This is a genomic window from Polaromonas sp. JS666, assembly GCF_000013865.1.
Lineage (GTDB): Bacteria > Pseudomonadota > Gammaproteobacteria > Burkholderiales > Burkholderiaceae_C > Polaromonas.
On the sequence record NC_007948.1, the window covers coordinates 582272 to 599075 of the forward strand.

A 16804-nucleotide genomic window follows, 5' to 3' on the forward strand; every position below is an offset into this window, starting at 1 on the left:
ATTGTTGGATCACTGACGACAGACATCCCTAGGTTAAACCCTAGCATGCGTGCCGGGCCCGGGTGAAATTCTCAAATTGGAACAATACGTGTCAGGCTTGCAGGCCGGCCAAGCCGGCCAGGCCGGTTGCGTGCGAAGTTTCCACGCAGCCCGTCTGGCACTGTACGCCTGCCGCTGGATTTGACAGGGCGTACCCGGTGCGCATTGCGCGCAAGGTACCCAAGGCCCTCAATGGGGCGCTTGAACGGTCACCAAGTCATCCCCGCCGCCCTGGCCGCCTGGCGTGTCAACGGGGCGGCGTCTTCAACGCGCCATGACATCAGGCGCTGGCCGCCGCCATCCAGCTTGGCTGCGGGCCAGATTCATGCCCAATTGCACCACCGGGCCATGATGATGGCCAGGCGGGATGCAGTCGGGCTCAAATCCGGTTCAATCGGCGTACACGCCAGCCTTCTTGATCACCGGGCTCCATTTGTTGATCTCGGCCTCCAGGTGGCTCTTCAGGGCGGCCGGGGTCATCTTGTCCAGCGGCACGATGTCCGAGCTCAGTTCGGCCAGGCGCTGCTTGACCGTCGGATCCTGCATGGCCGCGCGCAGAGAGGCGTTGATCTTGTCGAGCACCGGTGCCGGCGTGCCCTTGGGTGCGTAGATGCCGTGCCACACCTTGACCTCAAAGCCCTTGAGACCCTGCTCGTCCAGCGTGGGCACATTGGGCAAAGCCGACAGGCGCTTGAGCGAGGTCACGCCGAACACCTTGACGCGGCCATCCTTGATCATCGGCACGGTTTGCGTGGTCTGGTCGCACAGCAGGTCCACCTGGCCGCCCAGCAGGTCATTGATGGCGGGGCCGGTACCCTTGTAGGGAATGGTGTTGAGCTCCACGCCGATCTGGCTCATGAACAGCAGGCCGCACAGGTGCGACACGGCGCCCAGCCCGGCATTGGCCAGCGACACCTTTTCCTTGTTGGTCTTGACGTAGGCCAGCAGCTCATTGAAGTTGTTGGCGGGAAAGTCCTTGCGCGCCAGCAGCGTCATCGGCACATCCACCACCTGGCCGATGTACTCGAAGTCTTTCAGCGGATCGAAGCTGAGCTTTTTGTACAGCGCCGGCGCGGTGGCCATGCCCATGTGGTGAATAAAGAGGGTGTAGCCATTGGGGGTGGATCGCGCCACCCGGGTGGCCGCAATCGTGCCGCCGGCGCCGACGGTGTTTTCAACGATCACCGTCTGGCCCAGGGACTTGCCCATGGGAATGGCGATCATGCGGGCCAGCACGTCGGTGGGGCCGCCGGCAGCGAACGGCACCACCAGGGTGACGGGTTTGTCGGGGAAGGCCTGGCTGAAAGCCGGCAGGCTGGCCGACAGCGCGAGCGCTGCCGTACAAGCCGCCAGCGCGGTTTTGACGGTGTTGAGTTTGATCATGATGTGTCTTCCTTGCTGTAAATGCTGTAAATGGTTGCTGCCGGGCCGGCCGGCGAGAGCGGGGCGCTGCCACCCTGTGATCTCATCTTGGGCGCTGAGGCCAGACTGCGCAATCGGAAAAACCCCTTGCCTGATCCCTTGCCAGAGACGGTCCGCCGGTTCATCGATTCATGGATTACCGGGAGCCTGCGCCAGCAGCTGGCGGGCCCGCCGCACCACCGGGGCGTCGACCATCCGGCCATCCAGCACGAACACGCCGCCGCGCTCGCTGTCATTGCCTTCAATGACCCTACGCGCCCAGTCCAGCTCGGCCGCGCTGGGCGCCAGCGCCGCATTGACCGGGGCCACCTGGGCAGGGTGAATGCACAGCTTGGCGCCAAAGCCGCCGCGCCGGCTGCGGGCAGCGGTTGCCTGCAGCGCTGCGAGGTCGCCGATGTCGGGGGTGACGCCATCGACCGGCGCCGCCAGTCCGGCGCGGCGCGATGCCAGCACCAGGGCCAGGCGTACCGACACCAGCTCGGCCTCGTCCGGTTCGCAGGCCAGCCCCAGGTCGGCCTGAAAGTCGAGGTTGCCAAACGCCAGCCGGACGACCTGCGGGCTGTGCGCCAGCGCATCCGCGGCCGCCAGTCCGGCGGCCGACTCCACGAGCGGCAGCAGGCCGCACGCCGGGCCAACCGCGGCGGCCACCTGCGCGAGGTCGGCGGCGGATTCGGCCTTGGGCACCATCACGGCAGCCAGGCCCTGCGCGGCCAGCCGGCCCACCAGTGCCAAATCGCCGGCATGCCAGGGCGTGCTGCCGGCGTTGATGCGTACCAGCAGGCGCGCGCGTTCCGCCGCGCCCAGGCTAGAGAACACCTGCACCAGCTGGTCGCGGGCGGTTGCCTTGGCATCCGGCGGCACGGCGTCTTCCAGGTCCACGATCACCGCACCGGCGCCGCTGGCCAGCGCCTTGGCAATGCGCTCCGGCCGGTTGGCGGGCACAAAAAGCAGGGCGTGCGCGCGCGCCACTGCGGGTGCGATAGCTATAGTGGTTGCGAGGGCGGGCGCCGGGACGGTGGTCATGCCACACCTCCGAGCAGCGGCCCGAGCCGCGGGCACTGCGCCACCGCCCACAGGCCATCGATGGCTGCCTGCATGTCGGCGGGCGCGGCGGCACTGCTGTAAGCCGCCAGCCGCAAGGCCTTGGCGGTGATCTCCTCGCGGCTGAGGGTGTTGCCGGGGTCGCCCTTGGGCTCATCGACGCGGCCCTGCAGCACCCGGCCATCGGTCGTGGTCACCGTGACCTTACCAATCCAGCGCTGCGGGTAGGCGCGGTCCACTTCGGCGTCCAGCACCATGCTCACACGGTCGCGCAGGCTTTGCGTGGCGGCATCGTCGAAGTGCTGGTCGAACTCGGCCAGGCCGGCGTGCTTGAAGCGCGCCACCAGCGCCAGCACCGTGCCCATGGAGAATTTGCTCTGGTGCACGGTGGCGGGATGCGTCACCGGCCCGAGGACGTCAAGGGCGCCCTGATGCACATGGGTGACCACGCTGGCCAGGTCGTCGGGCCGGAGGTGGTGGGTTTGCATCACCTGCAGCAGCGCGTCGGCGGCCGGGTGCGTGTGGCGGCACGAGGCGTGGTACTTGAACGAGGTTTCGGCCGTGGCCCAGCGGGTGCCGAGACCCGCGGTGAGCCGGGCGGGGTCGGCATCGCTCGACATGCCGGCCGCCATGCCCTGCGGGCCTTCGAAGATCTGCGCCGCCCCGGTAAAGCCGCCCTGCGCCAGGTAGGCCGACATCAGCCCCGCGGCGGCGGCATGCGCGGTGTGCAGCTGCTTGGAGTCGGCCGCGGTACGCAGGAATTCCCACAGGCCGGCCGACTGCGTGCCGGCCAAACCGAAGGCGTGCCGCATCTGCTGCGCCGTGAGCCCCAGCAGATGGCTCACCGCTGCGGCGGCGGCCAGCGTGCCGGCCGTTCCGGTGGTGTGGAACACCTTGTAATGCGAGCGGCCCAGGAACTCGCCCACCCGGATCCCGACCTCGTAGCCTGCCACCGAGGCCGTCAGCAGCTGCCGGCCGCTGGCGCCCAGCGCCTGGGCCACCGCCAGCGCCGCCGGAAACACCACCGTGGCGGGGTGAAACACCGAGCCATTGTGGACGTCGTCCTGCTCGGCCACATGCGAGGCGGCCGCGTTGACCATGGCCGCCAGGTAGGGGCTGGTGCAGCTGCGGTTGATCAGCACTTCGGAGGCGCCGGCGGGCAGCGCGCTGCCGCTGCGCGTTGGCTGCGGCCCCATCTGCGCGGCAAAGCGCGCGATGGTCTCCACCGGGCGCGCGCCCTTTCCGGCAAGCGCCGAGCCGAACCAGTCGACCAGCAGGTCTTCGGCCTTGCGCACCACCGGCGCGGGAATGGCCTCGAAAGTCAGGCTGGCGGCAAACGCGGCCAGCTGGGCGGTGGGAGAACTCATCGGGTCATCCTTGTGAATGCAATCGGTACAAGGCCCATAGGGTTAAACGGCCTGGGCCGCGTACAGTTGGGCGATGGCGGCCTCGTCACGACCCAGCTCGCGCAGGATGGTGTCGGTGTGCTGGCCGACGGCGGGGATGGCGTCCATGCGGTAGTCAAAGCTGCTGTTGCGGCCCGGCGGCAGCAGCGCCGGAATGTCACCCGCCGGTGAACCCACGTTTTGCCAGCGCTCGCGCGCCTTGAGCTGCGGGTGCGCCCAGACCTCGGCCATGCTGTTCATGCGGGCATTGGCAATCTGCGCTTCGTCCAGCCGTGCCACGACCTGGGCGGTGCCGAGCTGGGCAAAGGTGGCCAGGATGATGGCCTTGAGCGCATCGCGGTTTTCGTTGCGACGGGCGTTGCTGTCAAAGCGCGGGTCGGTGGCCAGGGGGGCATTTCGCAGCACGACCTCGCAAAAGACTTTCCATTCGCGTTCGTTTTGCAGGCCCAGCATCACCGTGCCGCCGTCACCGGCCTGGAACGGGCCATAGGGGTAGATGCTGGCATGCGAGGCGGCGGTGCGCGGCGGCGGCGGGGCGCCTTCAAATGCGTAATACAGCGGGTAACCCATCCATTCGGCCAGCGATTCGAGCATGGACACGTCGATGTGCGAGCCTTTGCCGGTCCCACCCCGTTTATCGCGCAGCAGCAGCGCCGCCAGCACGCTGGTGTAGGCGTACATGCCGGCGGCGATGTCGGCCATCGAGTTGCCGGCCTTGGAGGGCTCTTCGGCCGTGCCGGTGATCGACAGCAGGCCGGCCTCGCTCTGGATCAGCAGGTCGTAGGCCTTCTTGTCGCGGTAGGGGCCGTCTTCGCCGTAGCCCGAGATGTCGCAGACGATCAGGCCGGGATGGTCCTGGCGGAGCGCTTCATAGCCCAGCCCCATGCGCGCGGTGGCGCCGGGCGCGAGGTTTTGCACCAGCACGTCGGCCTTGGCCAGCAATGCCTTCAGCACGGCCAGCGCCGCGGGCTGCTTCAGGTCGAGTGTGAGGCTTTCCTTGGAGCGGTTGGTCCAAACAAAGTGCGAGGCCTGGCCGCGCACGCGCTGGTCGTAGGCGCGCGCAAAGTCGCCCACGCCGGGGCGCTCGATCTTGATCACGCGGGCGCCGAGGTCGGCCAGCTGGCGGGTGCAGAACGGCGCGGCGATCGCGTGTTCGAGGGAAACGACAGTGATGCCGTCAAGCGGTCGGGTCATGGAGGCCTCCGGAAATCAGAAGGAGCGGGGCAGGCCCAGCAGGTGCTCGGCCACGTAGCTCAGGATCAGGTTGGTCGAGATCGGCGCCACCTGGTACAGCCGCGTTTCGCGGAACTTGCGCTCCACGTCGTATTCGTTGGCAAATCCGAAACCGCCGTGGAACTGGATGCAGGCATTGGCCGCCTCCCAGCTCGCCTTGGCCGCCAGGTACTTGGCCATGTTGGCCTCGGCGCCGCAGGGCTGGCCGGCATCGAACAGCGCACACGCCTTGTAGCGCATCAGGTTGGCGGCCTCGACCTCGATGTAGGCCTCGGCAATCGGGAACTGCACGCCCTGGTTCTGGCCGATCGGGCGGCCGAACACCACGCGCTCGCCCACATATTTGGTGACCCGGTCGAGAAACCAGTAGCCGTCGCCGATGCACTCGGCGGCGATCAGCGTGCGCTCGGCATTCAGTCCGTCCAGGATGTACTTGAAGCCCAGCCCTTCCTGGCCGATCAGGTTCTCTTCGGGGATTTCCAGGTTCTCGAAAAACAGCTCGTTGGTCTCGTGGTTCACCATGTTGGGAATCGGCCGCACCGTCATGCCGGATTTCTCGGCCTGGCGCAGGTCGACCATGAAGATCGACATGCCTTCGGATTTTTTCTTGACCTCGGCCAGCGCTGTGGTGCGCGCCAGCAGGATCATCCAGTCGGAGTGCTGCACGCGCGAGATCCAGACCTTCTGGCCATTGATGACGTAGCGGTCGCCCTTCTTGATGGCCGTGGTCTTGATCTTGGTCGTGTCGGTGCCGGTACTGGGCTCGGTCACGCCCATCGACTGCAACCGCCATTCGCCGCTGGCGATCTTGGGCAGGTACAGCTCCTTTTGCGCGGTGGAGCCGTGGCGCAGCAGCGTGCCCATGTTGTACATCTGGCCGTGGCAGGCGCCGGAGTTGCCGCCGGAGCGGTTGATCTCTTCCATGATCACCGAGGCCTCGGCCAGGCCCAGGCCGGAGCCGCCATATTCGCCGGGGATCAGCGCGGCCAGCCAGCCGGCCTTGGTCAGCGCATCGACAAAGGCCTCGGGGTAGGCGCGCTGCTCGTCGATCTTGCGGTGGTATTCGTCCGGGAACTCGGCGCACAGGGCGCGCACGGCATCGCGGATGTCCTGGTATTGGTCGGTGGCGGTCTTGATCATGACGGTCGTAGGGTGTTTGGTTGGAGGACTGTTCAGGCGAGTTCGGCCGTGCCCTGCATGGTGAGCCAGCCTTCGTGGTCGGCGGCCCAGAGCTTCACGGTTTTGCCATCGGCCGAGGGCTGGCCATGCAGGCGGAACGGGTGCAGGTCAAAGGTGGGCAGCACCGCCTTGAAGGAGAAGCTTTTGACAAAGGCACCCGGCACATGGCGGCGCACCAGGTCCACCAGCAGCGTGGCAATCAGCGGGCCGTGCACGATCAGGCCGGGGTAACCCTCGACTTCGGTCACATAGCGGCGGTCGTAGTGGATGCGGTGGCCGTTGAAGGTCAGCGCCGAGTAGCGGAACAGCAGCACGTCGTCTGGCACGATCTCGCGCTGCCAGGCGGCGCCCTGTTCCGCGGCGGCGGGTGGCGGCACCGAGTCACCGGGCAGCGGGTTGGCGCGGTACACAATGTCGTGCTCCTCGGTCAGCGCCAGGCCGTGGGTGTTGTGCAGCTCATGCCTGACCAGCACAAACAGCAGGTCGCCGGTGCGGCCGGCCTTGTGCGTCACGGACTCGATGCGCGAGACGCGCCGGGCCGCATCGCCCACCACCAGCGGGTTGCCCGGCTGCCAGTTGAGACGGCCGCCGGCCCACATGCGGCGCGGCAGCGGCACCGGTGGCAGGAAGCCGCCGCGTTTCGCATGGCCGTCCGGGCCGATCTCGCTCTGGCGATGCTGCGGCAAAAAATACAGCCAGTGCCACAGCGGGGGCAGCGCCGTGCCGGGCACGGGCGGTGCATCGTCGCGGTCCAGCGTGGCCGAGAGCGCGCGGACCGGCGCGGCGGTGATGTCGTCGGCCAGGGTTTCGGTCTTGCCGACCCAGCCTTGCAGGTGGGCGAGGGTGGCGGCGTCGAGGGTGCGGATGTCAGTGCTCATGATCAGGTGGGGGTGGGTGCGAGGTTGAAGTTCAGGGCAGTCCAGAATCAATTCACAGGGTCAATCGACCGAGGCGCCGGAGGACTTGACGATGCGCGCCCATTTGGCGATGTCGTCGTTGAGCACCGCGGCGAACTGCTCCGGCGTCACCGGCCGCTCGGGCGGGCCCGCCAGTTCGACGCCCTGCTGCTCCAGCTTGTCGCGCAGGTCTTTGGCGGCCAGCGCTTTGGCCATGCCGTCCTGCAGCCGGGCCAGCACGTCCGGCGGCACGCCGGCGGGGGCGAACAGGCCGATCCACAGCGTGCCGTTGTAGCCGGGCACGGTTTCGGCAATGGTCGGCACATCGGGCAGCACCGGCGAGCGGTTGGCGCCGCTGACGGCCAGCGCACGCAGCTTGCCCGCCTTGATGTGCGACAGCGCGGACGGCAGGCTGGCAAACAGCATGGGCAGCTGCCCGCCCAGCACGTCGTTCAGCGCCGGGGCCACGCCCTTGTAGGGCACATGCTGCAGGTTGATGCCGGCCATGCTGCCCAGCATTTCACCCAGCAGGTGGTTCAGCGTGCCGTTGCCGGCCGAGGCGTACTGGTACTGGCCCGGTTTGCCCTTGTTGGCCAGCGCGGCCAGCTCGGCGACCGACTTCGCCGGAAACGAAGGGTGCACCAGCAGCACATTGGGCACGGCGCCAATCAGGCTGACGGGTTTGAAATCGCGGACCGGATCGAAACCGGCATTCTTGTAGAGCGCCGGGTTGATGGCCTGGCTGCTGCTGATGGTCATGAGCAGGGTGTAGCCGTCTTTCGGCGCCTTGGCCGCCGCCTGGGTGCCGATGTTTCCGCCGGCGCCGGGGCGATTCTCCACGACGGCCGGGGTGTTCAACACCTCGCCGAGTTTCTGGCTGACCAGCCGGCCCACGATGTCGTTGGTGCCGCCGGCGGCCTGCGGCACGATCATGACGATGGGGCGGTTCGGGTAGGGGGACTGGGCGAGCGCGGACGTGCCCACCGCCAACAGGCCCGCGGCTGCCGTTGCGGCAGCGGCGATAAAAAACCGGCGGACTGATATTCGATGACAGACCCCATCAGGCATTCTTTTGTCTCCTTGAAGGTCCGTATGGTCGCCGCAGCCACTCCCCAGCGCAATCACTGATTTTCAAACCAAGGCTTCGGATTTATTGAAGGCTTGCCGGGTTTGCGCTAGCATGACACGATGAAATTTGATCTCACCGATCTAAGGCTGTTTGTGCTGGTTGCGGACGAGGGCAGCCTGACGCGGGCGGCCCAGCGCCAGCATCTGTCACTGGCGGCGGCCAGCAGCCGCATCAAGTCGCTGGAAACCCAGGCGGGCCAGCCCCTGCTGTACCGTGAAGCCCGTGGCGTGCGCCTGACGCCGCCCGGCGAGGCGTTTTTGCACCACGCCCGGGGGGTGCTGCGCCAGGTGGACCAGTTACGCGTCGACCTGCAGGAATACGGGGGTGGCCTGCGCGGCCATGTGCGGGTTTTCGCCAACACCACGGCGGTGACGGATTTCCTGCCGGAAATCCTGCCCGGCTTCCTCGCGGACAACCCCCGCGTGAACGTGGACCTTCAGGAAAAACCGAACGCTGAAATCGCCCGGGGCGTGCTGGACGGCCGTGCCGACATCGGCATTGTGGCCGGCAGGGTCGACACGCTGGGGCTGCAGGCCATTCACTTCAGCACCGATCGCCTGGTGCTGGTCACGTCGCGCCAGCACCGCTTTGCCGGGCGCAAGACCATCGCTTTTGCCGAGACACTGGACGAAGACGCGGTGGGCATGCACCACGGCAGCACGCTGCAGACTTTTCTGGCCACGGTGACGGAGTCACTGGGCAAGCCGCTCAAGCTGCGCATCCAGCTGGCCAGCTTTGATGCGATGTGCCGCATGATAGGCAGCGGTGTGGGCGTGGGCATCGTGCCGGAGTCGGCGGCCCGGCGCAACCGGGATACGATGAACCTGGCGCTGATCGAGCTCACCGACGAGTGGAGCGTGCGCGAGCGCTACATCCTCGTGCGCGACCAGGCCGCCTTGCCGGCCTACGCCCTGGCGTTGATCGACACTCTGTGCGCGCATTACCAGGCCTGACGCGGCTGACGCGGCTGACGCGGCTGATGCGGCCTCAGTCCGGCAGCACGGCCGTCACTTCAATCTCGACCCGGGCCCGCGCTTCCACCAGCCCGGCGACCTGCACGCAGGTCATGGCCGGGAAGTTTTTGCCCATGATTTCGCGGTAGACGCCGCCCAGCTCCCTGAGGCTGGCCACATACTCGTCGCGGTCCACCACGTACCAGGTCATGCGGACCATGTGCTCGGGCCCGGCGCCGCCGGCCTTCAGAACGTCTGCAATGTTTTGCAGCGTCTGGCGGGTCTGCGCGACGAAATCATCGCTTTCAAACTCCTGCCGGGCATTCCAGCCGATCTGGCCGCCGACGAACAGCAGCGCGCCGCGCGCGAGGATGCCGTTGGCGTAGCCCCTGGGTTCGGCCCAGTCGGGCGGTTGGATTTTGGTGATCATGTGGTCTCCGGGGGTGTTTTCAGGTAGGGCAGCAGGGCGTCGCGCAAGGCGTCGGGAATGGGCACCGGCTTACCATGCGGGACTTCCGAATACACCACGACGCCATGGGCCCTGACCCGCAGGCTGCTGCCCCCGTGGGCGGACGGCTCGCCGTGAATTTCATAGTGCATGCCCACGCTGGCGTTGCCGACTTTGGTCAGCTCCAGCGTCATCGTGAGCTGGTCGCCGTGGCGGCACATGCCCAGGAATTCGGTTTTCAGGTCCACGATGGGCACGCCTGCGCCGCCGGCGATCAGCACGTGTTCGGGAAAGCCGATGTGGTTCAGAAAATCCTCCTGCACCTCATGCAACAGGTAGAAAAACTGCGGGTAAAAAACAATCCCCGCCGGGTCGCAGTGGTGAAACCGGACCTGCTTTTGTGTCGTGAATTTCATGATTGACGCAATTTGAAACGTTGCAGTTTGCCGGTTTCGGTCCGCGGCAGGCTGCCCACGAATTCGATCTGGCGCGGGTATTTGAAGGGCGCGAGCGTGGCCTTGACGTGGTCCTGCAGGCTCTTGACCAGGGCCTCGCCGGCCTCGTGGCCGGGCCGCAGCACCACAAAGGCCTTGACGATCATGCCGCGTTCCTCGTCGGGCAGGCCGATCACGCCGCACTCGGCCACGGCCGGGTGCTTGAGCAGCGCGTCTTCCACCTCGGGGCCGCCCACGTTGTAGCCCGACGTGATGATCATGTCGTCGGCGCGGGCTTGGTAGAAGAAGTAGCCGTCATCGTCCTGCACAAACGCATCGCCGGGGTAGTTCCAGCCGCCCTTGACATAGTTCGCCTGGCGCGCATCGTCCAGGTATTTGCAGCCAGTCGGCCCCATGACCGCCAGCTTGCCGACGGTGCCATGCGGCACTTCCGCACCCTGGTCGTCCACCACCCGGGCGGTGTAGCCGGGCACCACCTTGCCGATGGCGCCGCGCCGTACCTCGGCACCGGCGGACGAGATGAAGATATGGAACATCTCGGTCGCGCCTATCCCGTCGATCATTTCAATGCCGGTGGCGTCCTTCCAGAGCTGGCGTGTGGCGTCCGGCAGGCCCTCGCCCGCACTCACGCAGATGCGCAGGCTGGGCACGCCGAGCTGTTTGGCAAACGGCGCCATCTGGCGGTAAAAGGTGGGCGCCGTGTAGCACAGGGTGGCGCCGACCTGGTTCATCAGCTTGACCATGACCTCGGGCGTGTAGGCCACGCTGGGGTAGTACACCGAGGCACCAGCCCACATCGGGAAGATCAGCATGCCGCCCAGCCCGAAGGTGAAGGCGAGTGGCGGCGAACCCATCACGATGTCGTCAGGCCTGGCCTTGAGCACATGGCGCGGCCAGGCTTCGCAGGCGGCGAGCACATCGCGGTGCGTGTGCACGGCGGCCTTGGGCTTGCCGGTGGTGCCGGACGTGAAGGCCATCATCGCAATGTCGTCGGCGGCCGTCGGGCAGGGCGTGAAATGGCCGTCTTTCTGTGCGGAAAGGACCGCCAGCGAACCGGGCTCGTTCATCAGGTTGAACGGCACGATGGTGCCGAGCAGGCCGCCCTGATCCCTGGCGGCCTGCAATTCCTGCAGCAGGCTGGCATCGCACAGTGCCAGCGACGGCCGGGCCTTGTCAATGATCTCGCCGAGCTCCTTGGCGCGCAGCAGCGGCATGGTCGCCACCGCCACCAGCCCGGCCTGCACCACACCCAGCCAGGCCAGCGCCATGCCGATGGAGTTGCCGCCGCGCAGCAGCACGCGGTTGCCCGGCACGAGGTGAAAGTCTTCCGTCAGCACCTGGGCGATGCGGTTGACGCGCTCCAGTGCGTCGGCATAGCTCAAGGTGATCCGGTCCGAACGCAGGAAGGGCTTGTCGGCATGTCCTTGCGCCCTGGCCCGGGAGAACAGCACGTCCACCAGATTGGCCTGGTCGGGAATGCGCAGTTCGGGCGGGTAGACCAGTTTCGGCCACTGGTCGGGCGTTGGCAGGCGGTCGTGCACGAAGCAGTCGGTCTGCGCAGAGGGCGCCTTCGAGGCTGGTGCGTGTGTGGGCGTATTCATGATTGCAACACCGCCTTGCCGATGATGAGTTGCTGGACCTCGGTGGCGCCTTCGTAAATCCGCAGCGAGCGGATGTCACGGTACAGGCTTTCCACCTTGCTGCCCACCTTCACGCCCTGGCCGCCATGCATCTGCAGCGCCATGTCGATCACCCGCTGGGCGTTTTCGGTGGCCGTCATTTTGGCCATCGCGGCAGCCACGGTGCGGTCCCGGCGGCCTTCGGCCTCCGTGGTGGCGGTGATGGCAGTGGTGGCAGTGGTGGCGGCGTTGTCCGGATGCTCGCCCGGAGCGTTGTGATGGTCGCGCATCCAGGCGGCGCGATAGGTCAGCAGCGCCGCTGCGTCCACCAGGGCCGCCATCTCGCCGAGTTTGGCCTGGGTCAGCTGAAAATCCGCCAGCGTCTGACCGAACATTTTTCGCGCCTGGGCAAACTGCACGGCCTCGGCGAGCGCGCGGCGCGCCATGCCCAGCGCGGCGCCGGCCACGGATGCCCGGAAAATGTCCAGCGTCTGCATCGCCAGCTTGAAGCCGCCGTGCAGCGTGCCCAGCTGCGTGCTGTCGGCCAGCCTGCAATGGGTGAATTTCAGCGTGGCCAGCGGGTGGGGCGAGATCACCGCGATCGCCTCGCCGCTGTCCAGGCCCTGTGTCGGGGCATCGACGATGAAGGCCGTGATGCCGCGCGTGCCGGCGTCGGGTTCGGTCTTGGCAAAGGTGACGTAGAAATCAGCGATGCCGCCGTTGCTGATCCAGGTCTTGCTGCCGTTGAGGGCCCAGCCGTCGCCCGTGTGGGTGGCGCTGGTTTGCATGGCGCCGACGTCGGAGCCGGCGTCGGCCTCGCTCAGCGCAAAGGCGGCGATTTTCTCGCCGCGGGCCACCTGTGGCAGGTAGGCGGCCTGCTGCTCGGGTGAGCCGGCCAGCGTGATGGCGCCGCTGCCCAGCCCCTGCATCGCAAACGCGAAGTCGGCCAGCGGCGAGTGGAAGGCCAGCATCTCGCGCAAAATGACGAGCGCCCGCGAGTCGAGCTGGTCGAGCGCGCCGCCCAGCACGCCGTCTTTGCCCGCGGGCACGCAGTAGCGCAGCCACTGGTGGGCGCCCAGCAGCCGGACCCACTCCCGGCAGGCCTGGCGGTCGTCACGCTCGTCGATGTGCTGGTGGGGGATCCACTCGGCCAGCCGCTGGCCGAGATCACGGTGCACGCCGTCAAAAAACGGCAGTGCCAGATGTGCTGTCGTCGGGTTCATGCTGAAAACCTCCTTATGACTGTGGACTGTGCCCGGCGCTCAGTCGCCCTGGAACACCGGTTTTTGTTTGGCGGCAAAGGCTTCGTAGGCGCGCGTGAAGTCGCCGGTCTGCATGCAGATGGCCTGTGCCTGGGCTTCGGCTTCTATCGCCTGGTCCAGCGTCATGGCCCATTCCTGGTGCAGCATGGTCTTGGTCATGCCGTGTGCAAAGGTCGGGCCGCTGGCCAGTTCATGGGCCAGCTTGTGGGCCTGGGCCAGCACCTCACCGGGCTCATGCAGGGCATTGAAAAAGCCCCACTGCAGGCCTTCCTGGGCGTTCATGGCGCGGCCGGTGAACAGCAGTTCGGAGGCGCGGCCCTGGCCGATCAGGCGCGGCAGCAGCGCGCAGGCGCCCATGTCTGCGCCCGCCAGGCCGACGCGGGTGAACAGGAAGGCGGTCTTGGCCTGCGCGGTGCCCAGCCGCATGTCGGCCGCCAGCGCCATCATGGCGCCGGCCCCGGCGCAGATGCCATCGATGGCCGCGATGACGGGCTGAGGGCACAGCCGCATCGCCTTGATCAGGTCGCCGGTCATGCGCGTGAACTCCAGCAGTTCGGGCATGCTCATTTTGGTCAGCGGGCCAATGATCTCGTGCACATCGCCACCCGAGCAGAAATTGCCGCCTGCGCCGGTGAGCACCACCGCCTTCACGTCGGTGGCGTAGTTCAGCGCGCGGAACAGGTCGCGCAGTTCGGCGTAGGAGTCAAACGTCAGCGGATTTTTGCGCTCGGGGCGGTTCAGCGTCAGCGTGGCCACGCCGGCGTCGAAGGCGTAGGCAAAGTGCCGGGCGTGGTAAGTGGCCAGCGCATCGAACTGCGCGTGCATGGGGTTGGCGGGGACTATGTAGTGTTTCATGCGGTTTCCAGTTTGGTTTCGTTCTGCTGCATATGGTGGTGCTTGACCTTTCCCAGCAGCTTGTGGAGCGATTCGACTTCACGCGGCGACAGGCTTTCAAAGGCCGCCACAATCCAGGCCTCGTGCTGGCGCGCCATCTCGTCAAACAGCTTGCGCCCGCGCGGCGTCAGGCGCACGCGGTAGGCACGGCGGTCGCCTTCTACGTCCACACGTTCCACCAGCCCTTCGGTGACCAGCTGGTCGGTGATGCCGGTGACGTTGCCGCCGGTCACCATCATGCGGCGCGACAGCTCGTTCATCTTCAGGCCCTCGGGGCTGCGCTCCAGTTGGGCCATCAGGTCAAATCTCGGGAGCGTCGTGTCGAACTGCTCGCGCAACTGGGTGCGCACCTGTTTTTCCACCAGCTGGGTGCAGGTCAGCAGGCGCAGCCAGAGCCGCAGGGCTTCGGGGTGTTCGCTGTGGCCTCGTGCTTCCATGTCCATAGAGCTGCTCCTTTTTGTTCTGCTGTTTTCCTGAAGGCTGCCTGCCTTGGTCATGACTGGGCCGCAAGCGCTTGTTGTTTTGAAATTTCACGGTACAGCTGATCCCGGCCGCTCAGGTACTGTTTGGGCCAGTCCACGGCCTGGCTTTGCAGCTTGGCGGCTTCGTGCAGCGTCCAGGCCGGATCGGCCAGGTGCGGTCGGGCCAGCGCGCACAGGTCGGCACGGCCGGCGGCAATGATGCTGTTGACATGGTCGACTTCGGAAATTGCACCCACCGCAATGGTCTGTATGCCGACCTCATTGCGGATGCGGTCGGCAAACGGCGTCTGGTACATGCGGCCATACACCGGTTTGGCCTGGCGCGTGGTTTGGCCCGAGGACACGTCGATCACATCGCAGCCCGCGTCCTTGAACAACCGGGCCACCACGATCGCGTCGTCGGGCGTGTTGCCGCCCGGCGCCCAGTCGTGCGCGGAGATGCGCACGCTCATGGGCAGGTGTGCGGGCCAGACCGCGCGCATGGCGCGAAACACCTCCAGCGGGTAGCGGCAGCGGTTCTCGATGTTGCCGCCGTACTCGTCGCTGCGCAGATTGGTCAGCGGCGTGATGAAGGCCGACAGCAGGTAGCCGTGCGCGCAGTGCAGTTCCAGCCAGTCGAAGCCGGCGGCGGCGGCGCGCCGGGTGGCGTCCACAAACTGCTGCTTGAGCGTTTCCATGTGGCTGTGCGTCATGGCCTGTGGCGTCTGGTTGCGCTCGCCATAGGGCACGGCGCTGGCCGACACCACCGGCCAGTTGGCATGCGCGCCCCCTGCGGGCAGCGGTTCATCCATCTCTTCCCAGCCCACCTGGGTCGAGCCCTTGGGGCCGCTGTGGCCGAGCTGCATGCCGATTTTGGCCGTGCTCTGGCCGTGCACGAAATCCACAATCCGCTTGAAGGCGGCTGTTTGCTCGTCGTTCCACAGCCCGGTGCAGGCCGGTGTGATGCGGCCCTCGGGATTCGGGCTGGTCATCTCCACCATCACCATGGCGGCGCCGCCGAGCGCGCGCGCGCCCAGGTGCACCAGATGAAAGTCTTGCGGCACACCGTCAATGGCGCTGTAGGTTGCCATCGGCGAGCACACAATGCGGTTCTTGAGCTCGGTGCCGCGCACCTTGAACGGCGTCAGCATCGGCGGAATCACCGGGCCGCCCGACAGCCAGGATTCATAGCTTTCGATCCATTTCGCATCGCGCAGCCGCAGGTTTTCGTGGCTGATGCGCTGTGAGCGGGTCAGCAGCGAATAGGCGAACTGCTCGATCTCCATGCCGCTGTAGCGGTTGACGTTCTCGAACCACTCGGTGGAGTTGCGCGCCGCGTTCTGGATCTTCAGCACCTCGACGGAGCGCCGCGCCTCATAAGCCTGCAGTACCTCGTCCATGCCGTGGCCGGTGTTGAATTCCTCAGCGCTCGCGCTGAATTCATTCGCCAGGTCGATCGCGTCTTCGAGCGCCAGCTTGGTGCCGCTGCCAATCGAGAAATGCGCGGTGTGGGCCGCGTCGCCCATGAGCACGATGGGCACGCGCTTTCCCTCCACGGTTTCGTGGTGCACCCAGCGCTCGCAGACCACGCGCGGAAAGCGGATCCAGATCGCCGAGCCGCGCACATGCGTGGCATTGTTCATCAGGGCATTGCCGTCCAGGTATTTGGCAAACAGGCGCTCGCAAAAGGCGATGCCTTCCTCCTGGCTCATCTGGTCCAGGCCATGGGCCTTCCAGACGGCTTCGGGGGTTTCGACGATGAAGGTCGAGGTGTTCTCGTCAAACTTGTAGGCGTGCGCGGCAAACCAGCCGTGCTCGGTTTTCTCGAACGCGAAGGTGAAGGCGTCGAAGGTCTTGCGCGTACCCAGCCAGACAAAGCGGCAGGCGCGCAGCTCGACATCGGGCTTGAAGGTCTCCGCGTAGCGGTTGCGGATGCGGCTGTTCAGCCCGTCGCTGGCCACCACCAGGTCAGCCTGGTACTGCGCGGCAATTGCCTGGTCGTCCTGCACGTCGGTTTCAAACACCAGTTCGACACCCAGTGCCAGGCAGCGCTCTTGCAGGATATTGAGCAGGCGCTTGCGGCCGATGCCGCAAAAACCATGGCCACCCGAACGCACGCTGCGGCCCTTGAAGAACACCTCCACATCATCCCAGTGGTTGAAGGCGTCGCCAATCAGCTGCGCGCTGACCGGGTCGGCCACCCGCAGATTGCCCAGCGTCTGGTCTGACAGCACCACGCCCCAGCCAAAGGTGTCAAAGGGACGGTTGCGTTCAACCACGGTCACCTGGTGTGCCGGGTTCTGCAGCTTCATCAACAGGGCGAAATACAGACCTGCGGGGCCGCCGCCAAGGCAAAGGATGTGCATG

At 66.5% G+C, this 16804-nt stretch carries 15 protein-coding genes; 1 reads left to right on the forward strand and 14 read right to left on the reverse strand.

Annotated elements, in window-relative coordinates; all coding sequences use genetic code 11:
* Positions 1-429: 429 nt before the first annotated feature.
* From BPRO_RS02840 to BPRO_RS02870, 7 genes are all read right to left on the reverse strand, one after another.
* Positions 430-1422 (reverse strand): tripartite tricarboxylate transporter substrate binding protein BugD, encoded by a 993-nt coding sequence (locus BPRO_RS02840; protein ID WP_011481542.1) that lies wholly within the window; start codon positions 1420-1422, stop codon positions 430-432.
* A 168-nt stretch (positions 1423-1590) separates the two neighbouring features.
* Positions 1591-2484, reverse strand: a complete 894-nt coding sequence (locus tag BPRO_RS02845; protein ID WP_011481543.1) for an HpcH/HpaI aldolase/citrate lyase family protein — start codon at positions 2482-2484, stop codon at positions 1591-1593.
* Complete coding sequence (locus tag BPRO_RS02850; protein WP_011481544.1) at positions 2481-3869, reverse strand: MmgE/PrpD family protein; 1389 nt, start codon at positions 3867-3869, stop codon at positions 2481-2483. Before BPRO_RS02850 ends, BPRO_RS02845 begins: the two co-directional genes overlap by 4 nt.
* 42 nt (positions 3870-3911) lie before the next feature.
* Positions 3912-5102, reverse strand: a complete 1191-nt coding sequence (locus BPRO_RS02855) for a CaiB/BaiF CoA transferase family protein (RefSeq protein ID WP_011481545.1) — start codon at positions 5100-5102, stop codon at positions 3912-3914.
* Between the two features lie 15 nt (positions 5103-5117).
* Complete coding sequence (locus BPRO_RS02860; protein WP_011481546.1) at positions 5118-6281, reverse strand: acyl-CoA dehydrogenase family protein; 1164 nt, start codon at positions 6279-6281, stop codon at positions 5118-5120.
* 32 nt (positions 6282-6313) lie between these two features.
* Positions 6314-7198: an FAS1-like dehydratase domain-containing protein gene (locus tag BPRO_RS02865; protein WP_011481547.1), complete on the reverse strand. Its 885-nt coding sequence runs from the start codon at positions 7196-7198 to the stop codon at positions 6314-6316.
* Between the two features lie 60 nt (positions 7199-7258).
* Complete coding sequence (locus tag BPRO_RS02870) at positions 7259-8284, reverse strand: tripartite tricarboxylate transporter substrate binding protein (RefSeq protein ID WP_011481548.1); 1026 nt, start codon at positions 8282-8284, stop codon at positions 7259-7261.
* Positions 8285-8404: 120 nt separating this feature from the next.
* Between BPRO_RS02870 and BPRO_RS02875 the strand changes: the two genes are divergently transcribed.
* Positions 8405-9298, forward strand: coding sequence for a LysR substrate-binding domain-containing protein (locus BPRO_RS02875; protein ID WP_011481549.1), 894 nt, complete (start codon positions 8405-8407; stop codon positions 9296-9298).
* A 34-nt stretch (positions 9299-9332) separates the two neighbouring features.
* Here BPRO_RS02875 and BPRO_RS02880 read toward each other — a convergent pair whose 3' ends face one another.
* Genes BPRO_RS02880 through BPRO_RS02910 form a run of 7 tightly spaced genes read right to left on the reverse strand, consistent with a single transcriptional unit; the run spans position 9333 to position 16803 of the window.
* Positions 9333-9728, reverse strand: coding sequence for a RidA family protein (locus BPRO_RS02880; RefSeq protein WP_011481550.1), 396 nt, complete (start codon positions 9726-9728; stop codon positions 9333-9335).
* Positions 9725-10162, reverse strand: a complete 438-nt coding sequence (locus BPRO_RS02885) for an acyl-CoA thioesterase (protein ID WP_011481551.1) — start codon at positions 10160-10162, stop codon at positions 9725-9727. Before BPRO_RS02885 ends, BPRO_RS02880 begins: the two co-directional genes overlap by 4 nt.
* On the reverse strand, positions 10159-11802 hold the full coding sequence (locus BPRO_RS02890; protein WP_011481552.1) for a benzoate-CoA ligase family protein: 1644 nt from the start codon (positions 11800-11802) through the stop codon (positions 10159-10161). Before BPRO_RS02890 ends, BPRO_RS02885 begins: the two co-directional genes overlap by 4 nt.
* Complete coding sequence (locus tag BPRO_RS02895; protein WP_011481553.1) at positions 11799-13043, reverse strand: acyl-CoA dehydrogenase family protein; 1245 nt, start codon at positions 13041-13043, stop codon at positions 11799-11801. The genes BPRO_RS02890 and BPRO_RS02895 overlap by 4 nt, the downstream gene beginning before the upstream one ends.
* 39 nt (positions 13044-13082) lie before the next feature.
* Positions 13083-13937 carry an enoyl-CoA hydratase family protein gene (locus BPRO_RS02900; protein WP_011481554.1) on the reverse strand — a complete coding sequence of 285 codons (855 nt, stop codon included), beginning with the start codon at positions 13935-13937 and terminating at the stop codon, positions 13083-13085.
* Positions 13934-14419 (reverse strand): MarR family winged helix-turn-helix transcriptional regulator, encoded by a 486-nt coding sequence (locus BPRO_RS02905; RefSeq protein WP_011481555.1) that lies wholly within the window; start codon positions 14417-14419, stop codon positions 13934-13936. Before BPRO_RS02905 ends, BPRO_RS02900 begins: the two co-directional genes overlap by 4 nt.
* A gap of 50 nt (positions 14420-14469) precedes the next feature.
* Positions 14470-16803 carry a bifunctional salicylyl-CoA 5-hydroxylase/oxidoreductase gene (locus BPRO_RS02910; RefSeq protein ID WP_011481556.1) on the reverse strand — a complete coding sequence of 778 codons (2334 nt, stop codon included), beginning with the start codon at positions 16801-16803 and terminating at the stop codon, positions 14470-14472.
* Between the last annotated feature and the right edge of the window lies 1 nt (position 16804).

Excerpts from the sequence above, each read along its gene's own strand:
- BPRO_RS02840 (WP_011481542.1), bottom strand. The coding sequence starts at position 1,422 with ATGATCAAACTCAACACCGTCAAAACCGCGCTGGCGGCTTGTACGGCA.
- BPRO_RS02845 (WP_011481543.1), bottom strand. The coding sequence starts at position 2,484 with ATGACCACCGTCCCGGCGCCCGCCCTCGCAACCACTATAGCTATCGCA.
- BPRO_RS02850 (WP_011481544.1), bottom strand. The coding sequence starts at position 3,869 with ATGAGTTCTCCCACCGCCCAGCTGGCCGCGTTTGCCGCCAGCCTGACT.
- BPRO_RS02855 (WP_011481545.1), bottom strand. The coding sequence starts at position 5,102 with ATGACCCGACCGCTTGACGGCATCACTGTCGTTTCCCTCGAACACGCG.
- BPRO_RS02860 (WP_011481546.1), bottom strand. The coding sequence starts at position 6,281 with ATGATCAAGACCGCCACCGACCAATACCAGGACATCCGCGATGCCGTG.
- BPRO_RS02865 (WP_011481547.1), bottom strand. The coding sequence starts at position 7,198 with ATGAGCACTGACATCCGCACCCTCGACGCCGCCACCCTCGCCCACCTG.
- BPRO_RS02870 (WP_011481548.1), bottom strand. The coding sequence starts at position 8,284 with ATGCCTGATGGGGTCTGTCATCGAATATCAGTCCGCCGGTTTTTTATC.
- BPRO_RS02875 (WP_011481549.1), top strand. The coding sequence starts at position 8,405 with ATGAAATTTGATCTCACCGATCTAAGGCTGTTTGTGCTGGTTGCGGAC.
- BPRO_RS02880 (WP_011481550.1), bottom strand. The coding sequence starts at position 9,728 with ATGATCACCAAAATCCAACCGCCCGACTGGGCCGAACCCAGGGGCTAC.
- BPRO_RS02885 (WP_011481551.1), bottom strand. The coding sequence starts at position 10,162 with ATGAAATTCACGACACAAAAGCAGGTCCGGTTTCACCACTGCGACCCG.
- BPRO_RS02890 (WP_011481552.1), bottom strand. The coding sequence starts at position 11,802 with ATGAATACGCCCACACACGCACCAGCCTCGAAGGCGCCCTCTGCGCAG.
- BPRO_RS02895 (WP_011481553.1), bottom strand. The coding sequence starts at position 13,043 with ATGAACCCGACGACAGCACATCTGGCACTGCCGTTTTTTGACGGCGTG.
- BPRO_RS02900 (WP_011481554.1), bottom strand. The coding sequence starts at position 13,937 with ATGAAACACTACATAGTCCCCGCCAACCCCATGCACGCGCAGTTCGAT.
- BPRO_RS02905 (WP_011481555.1), bottom strand. The coding sequence starts at position 14,419 with ATGGACATGGAAGCACGAGGCCACAGCGAACACCCCGAAGCCCTGCGG.
- BPRO_RS02910 (WP_011481556.1), bottom strand. The coding sequence starts at position 16,803 with ATGCACATCCTTTGCCTTGGCGGCGGCCCCGCAGGTCTGTATTTCGCC.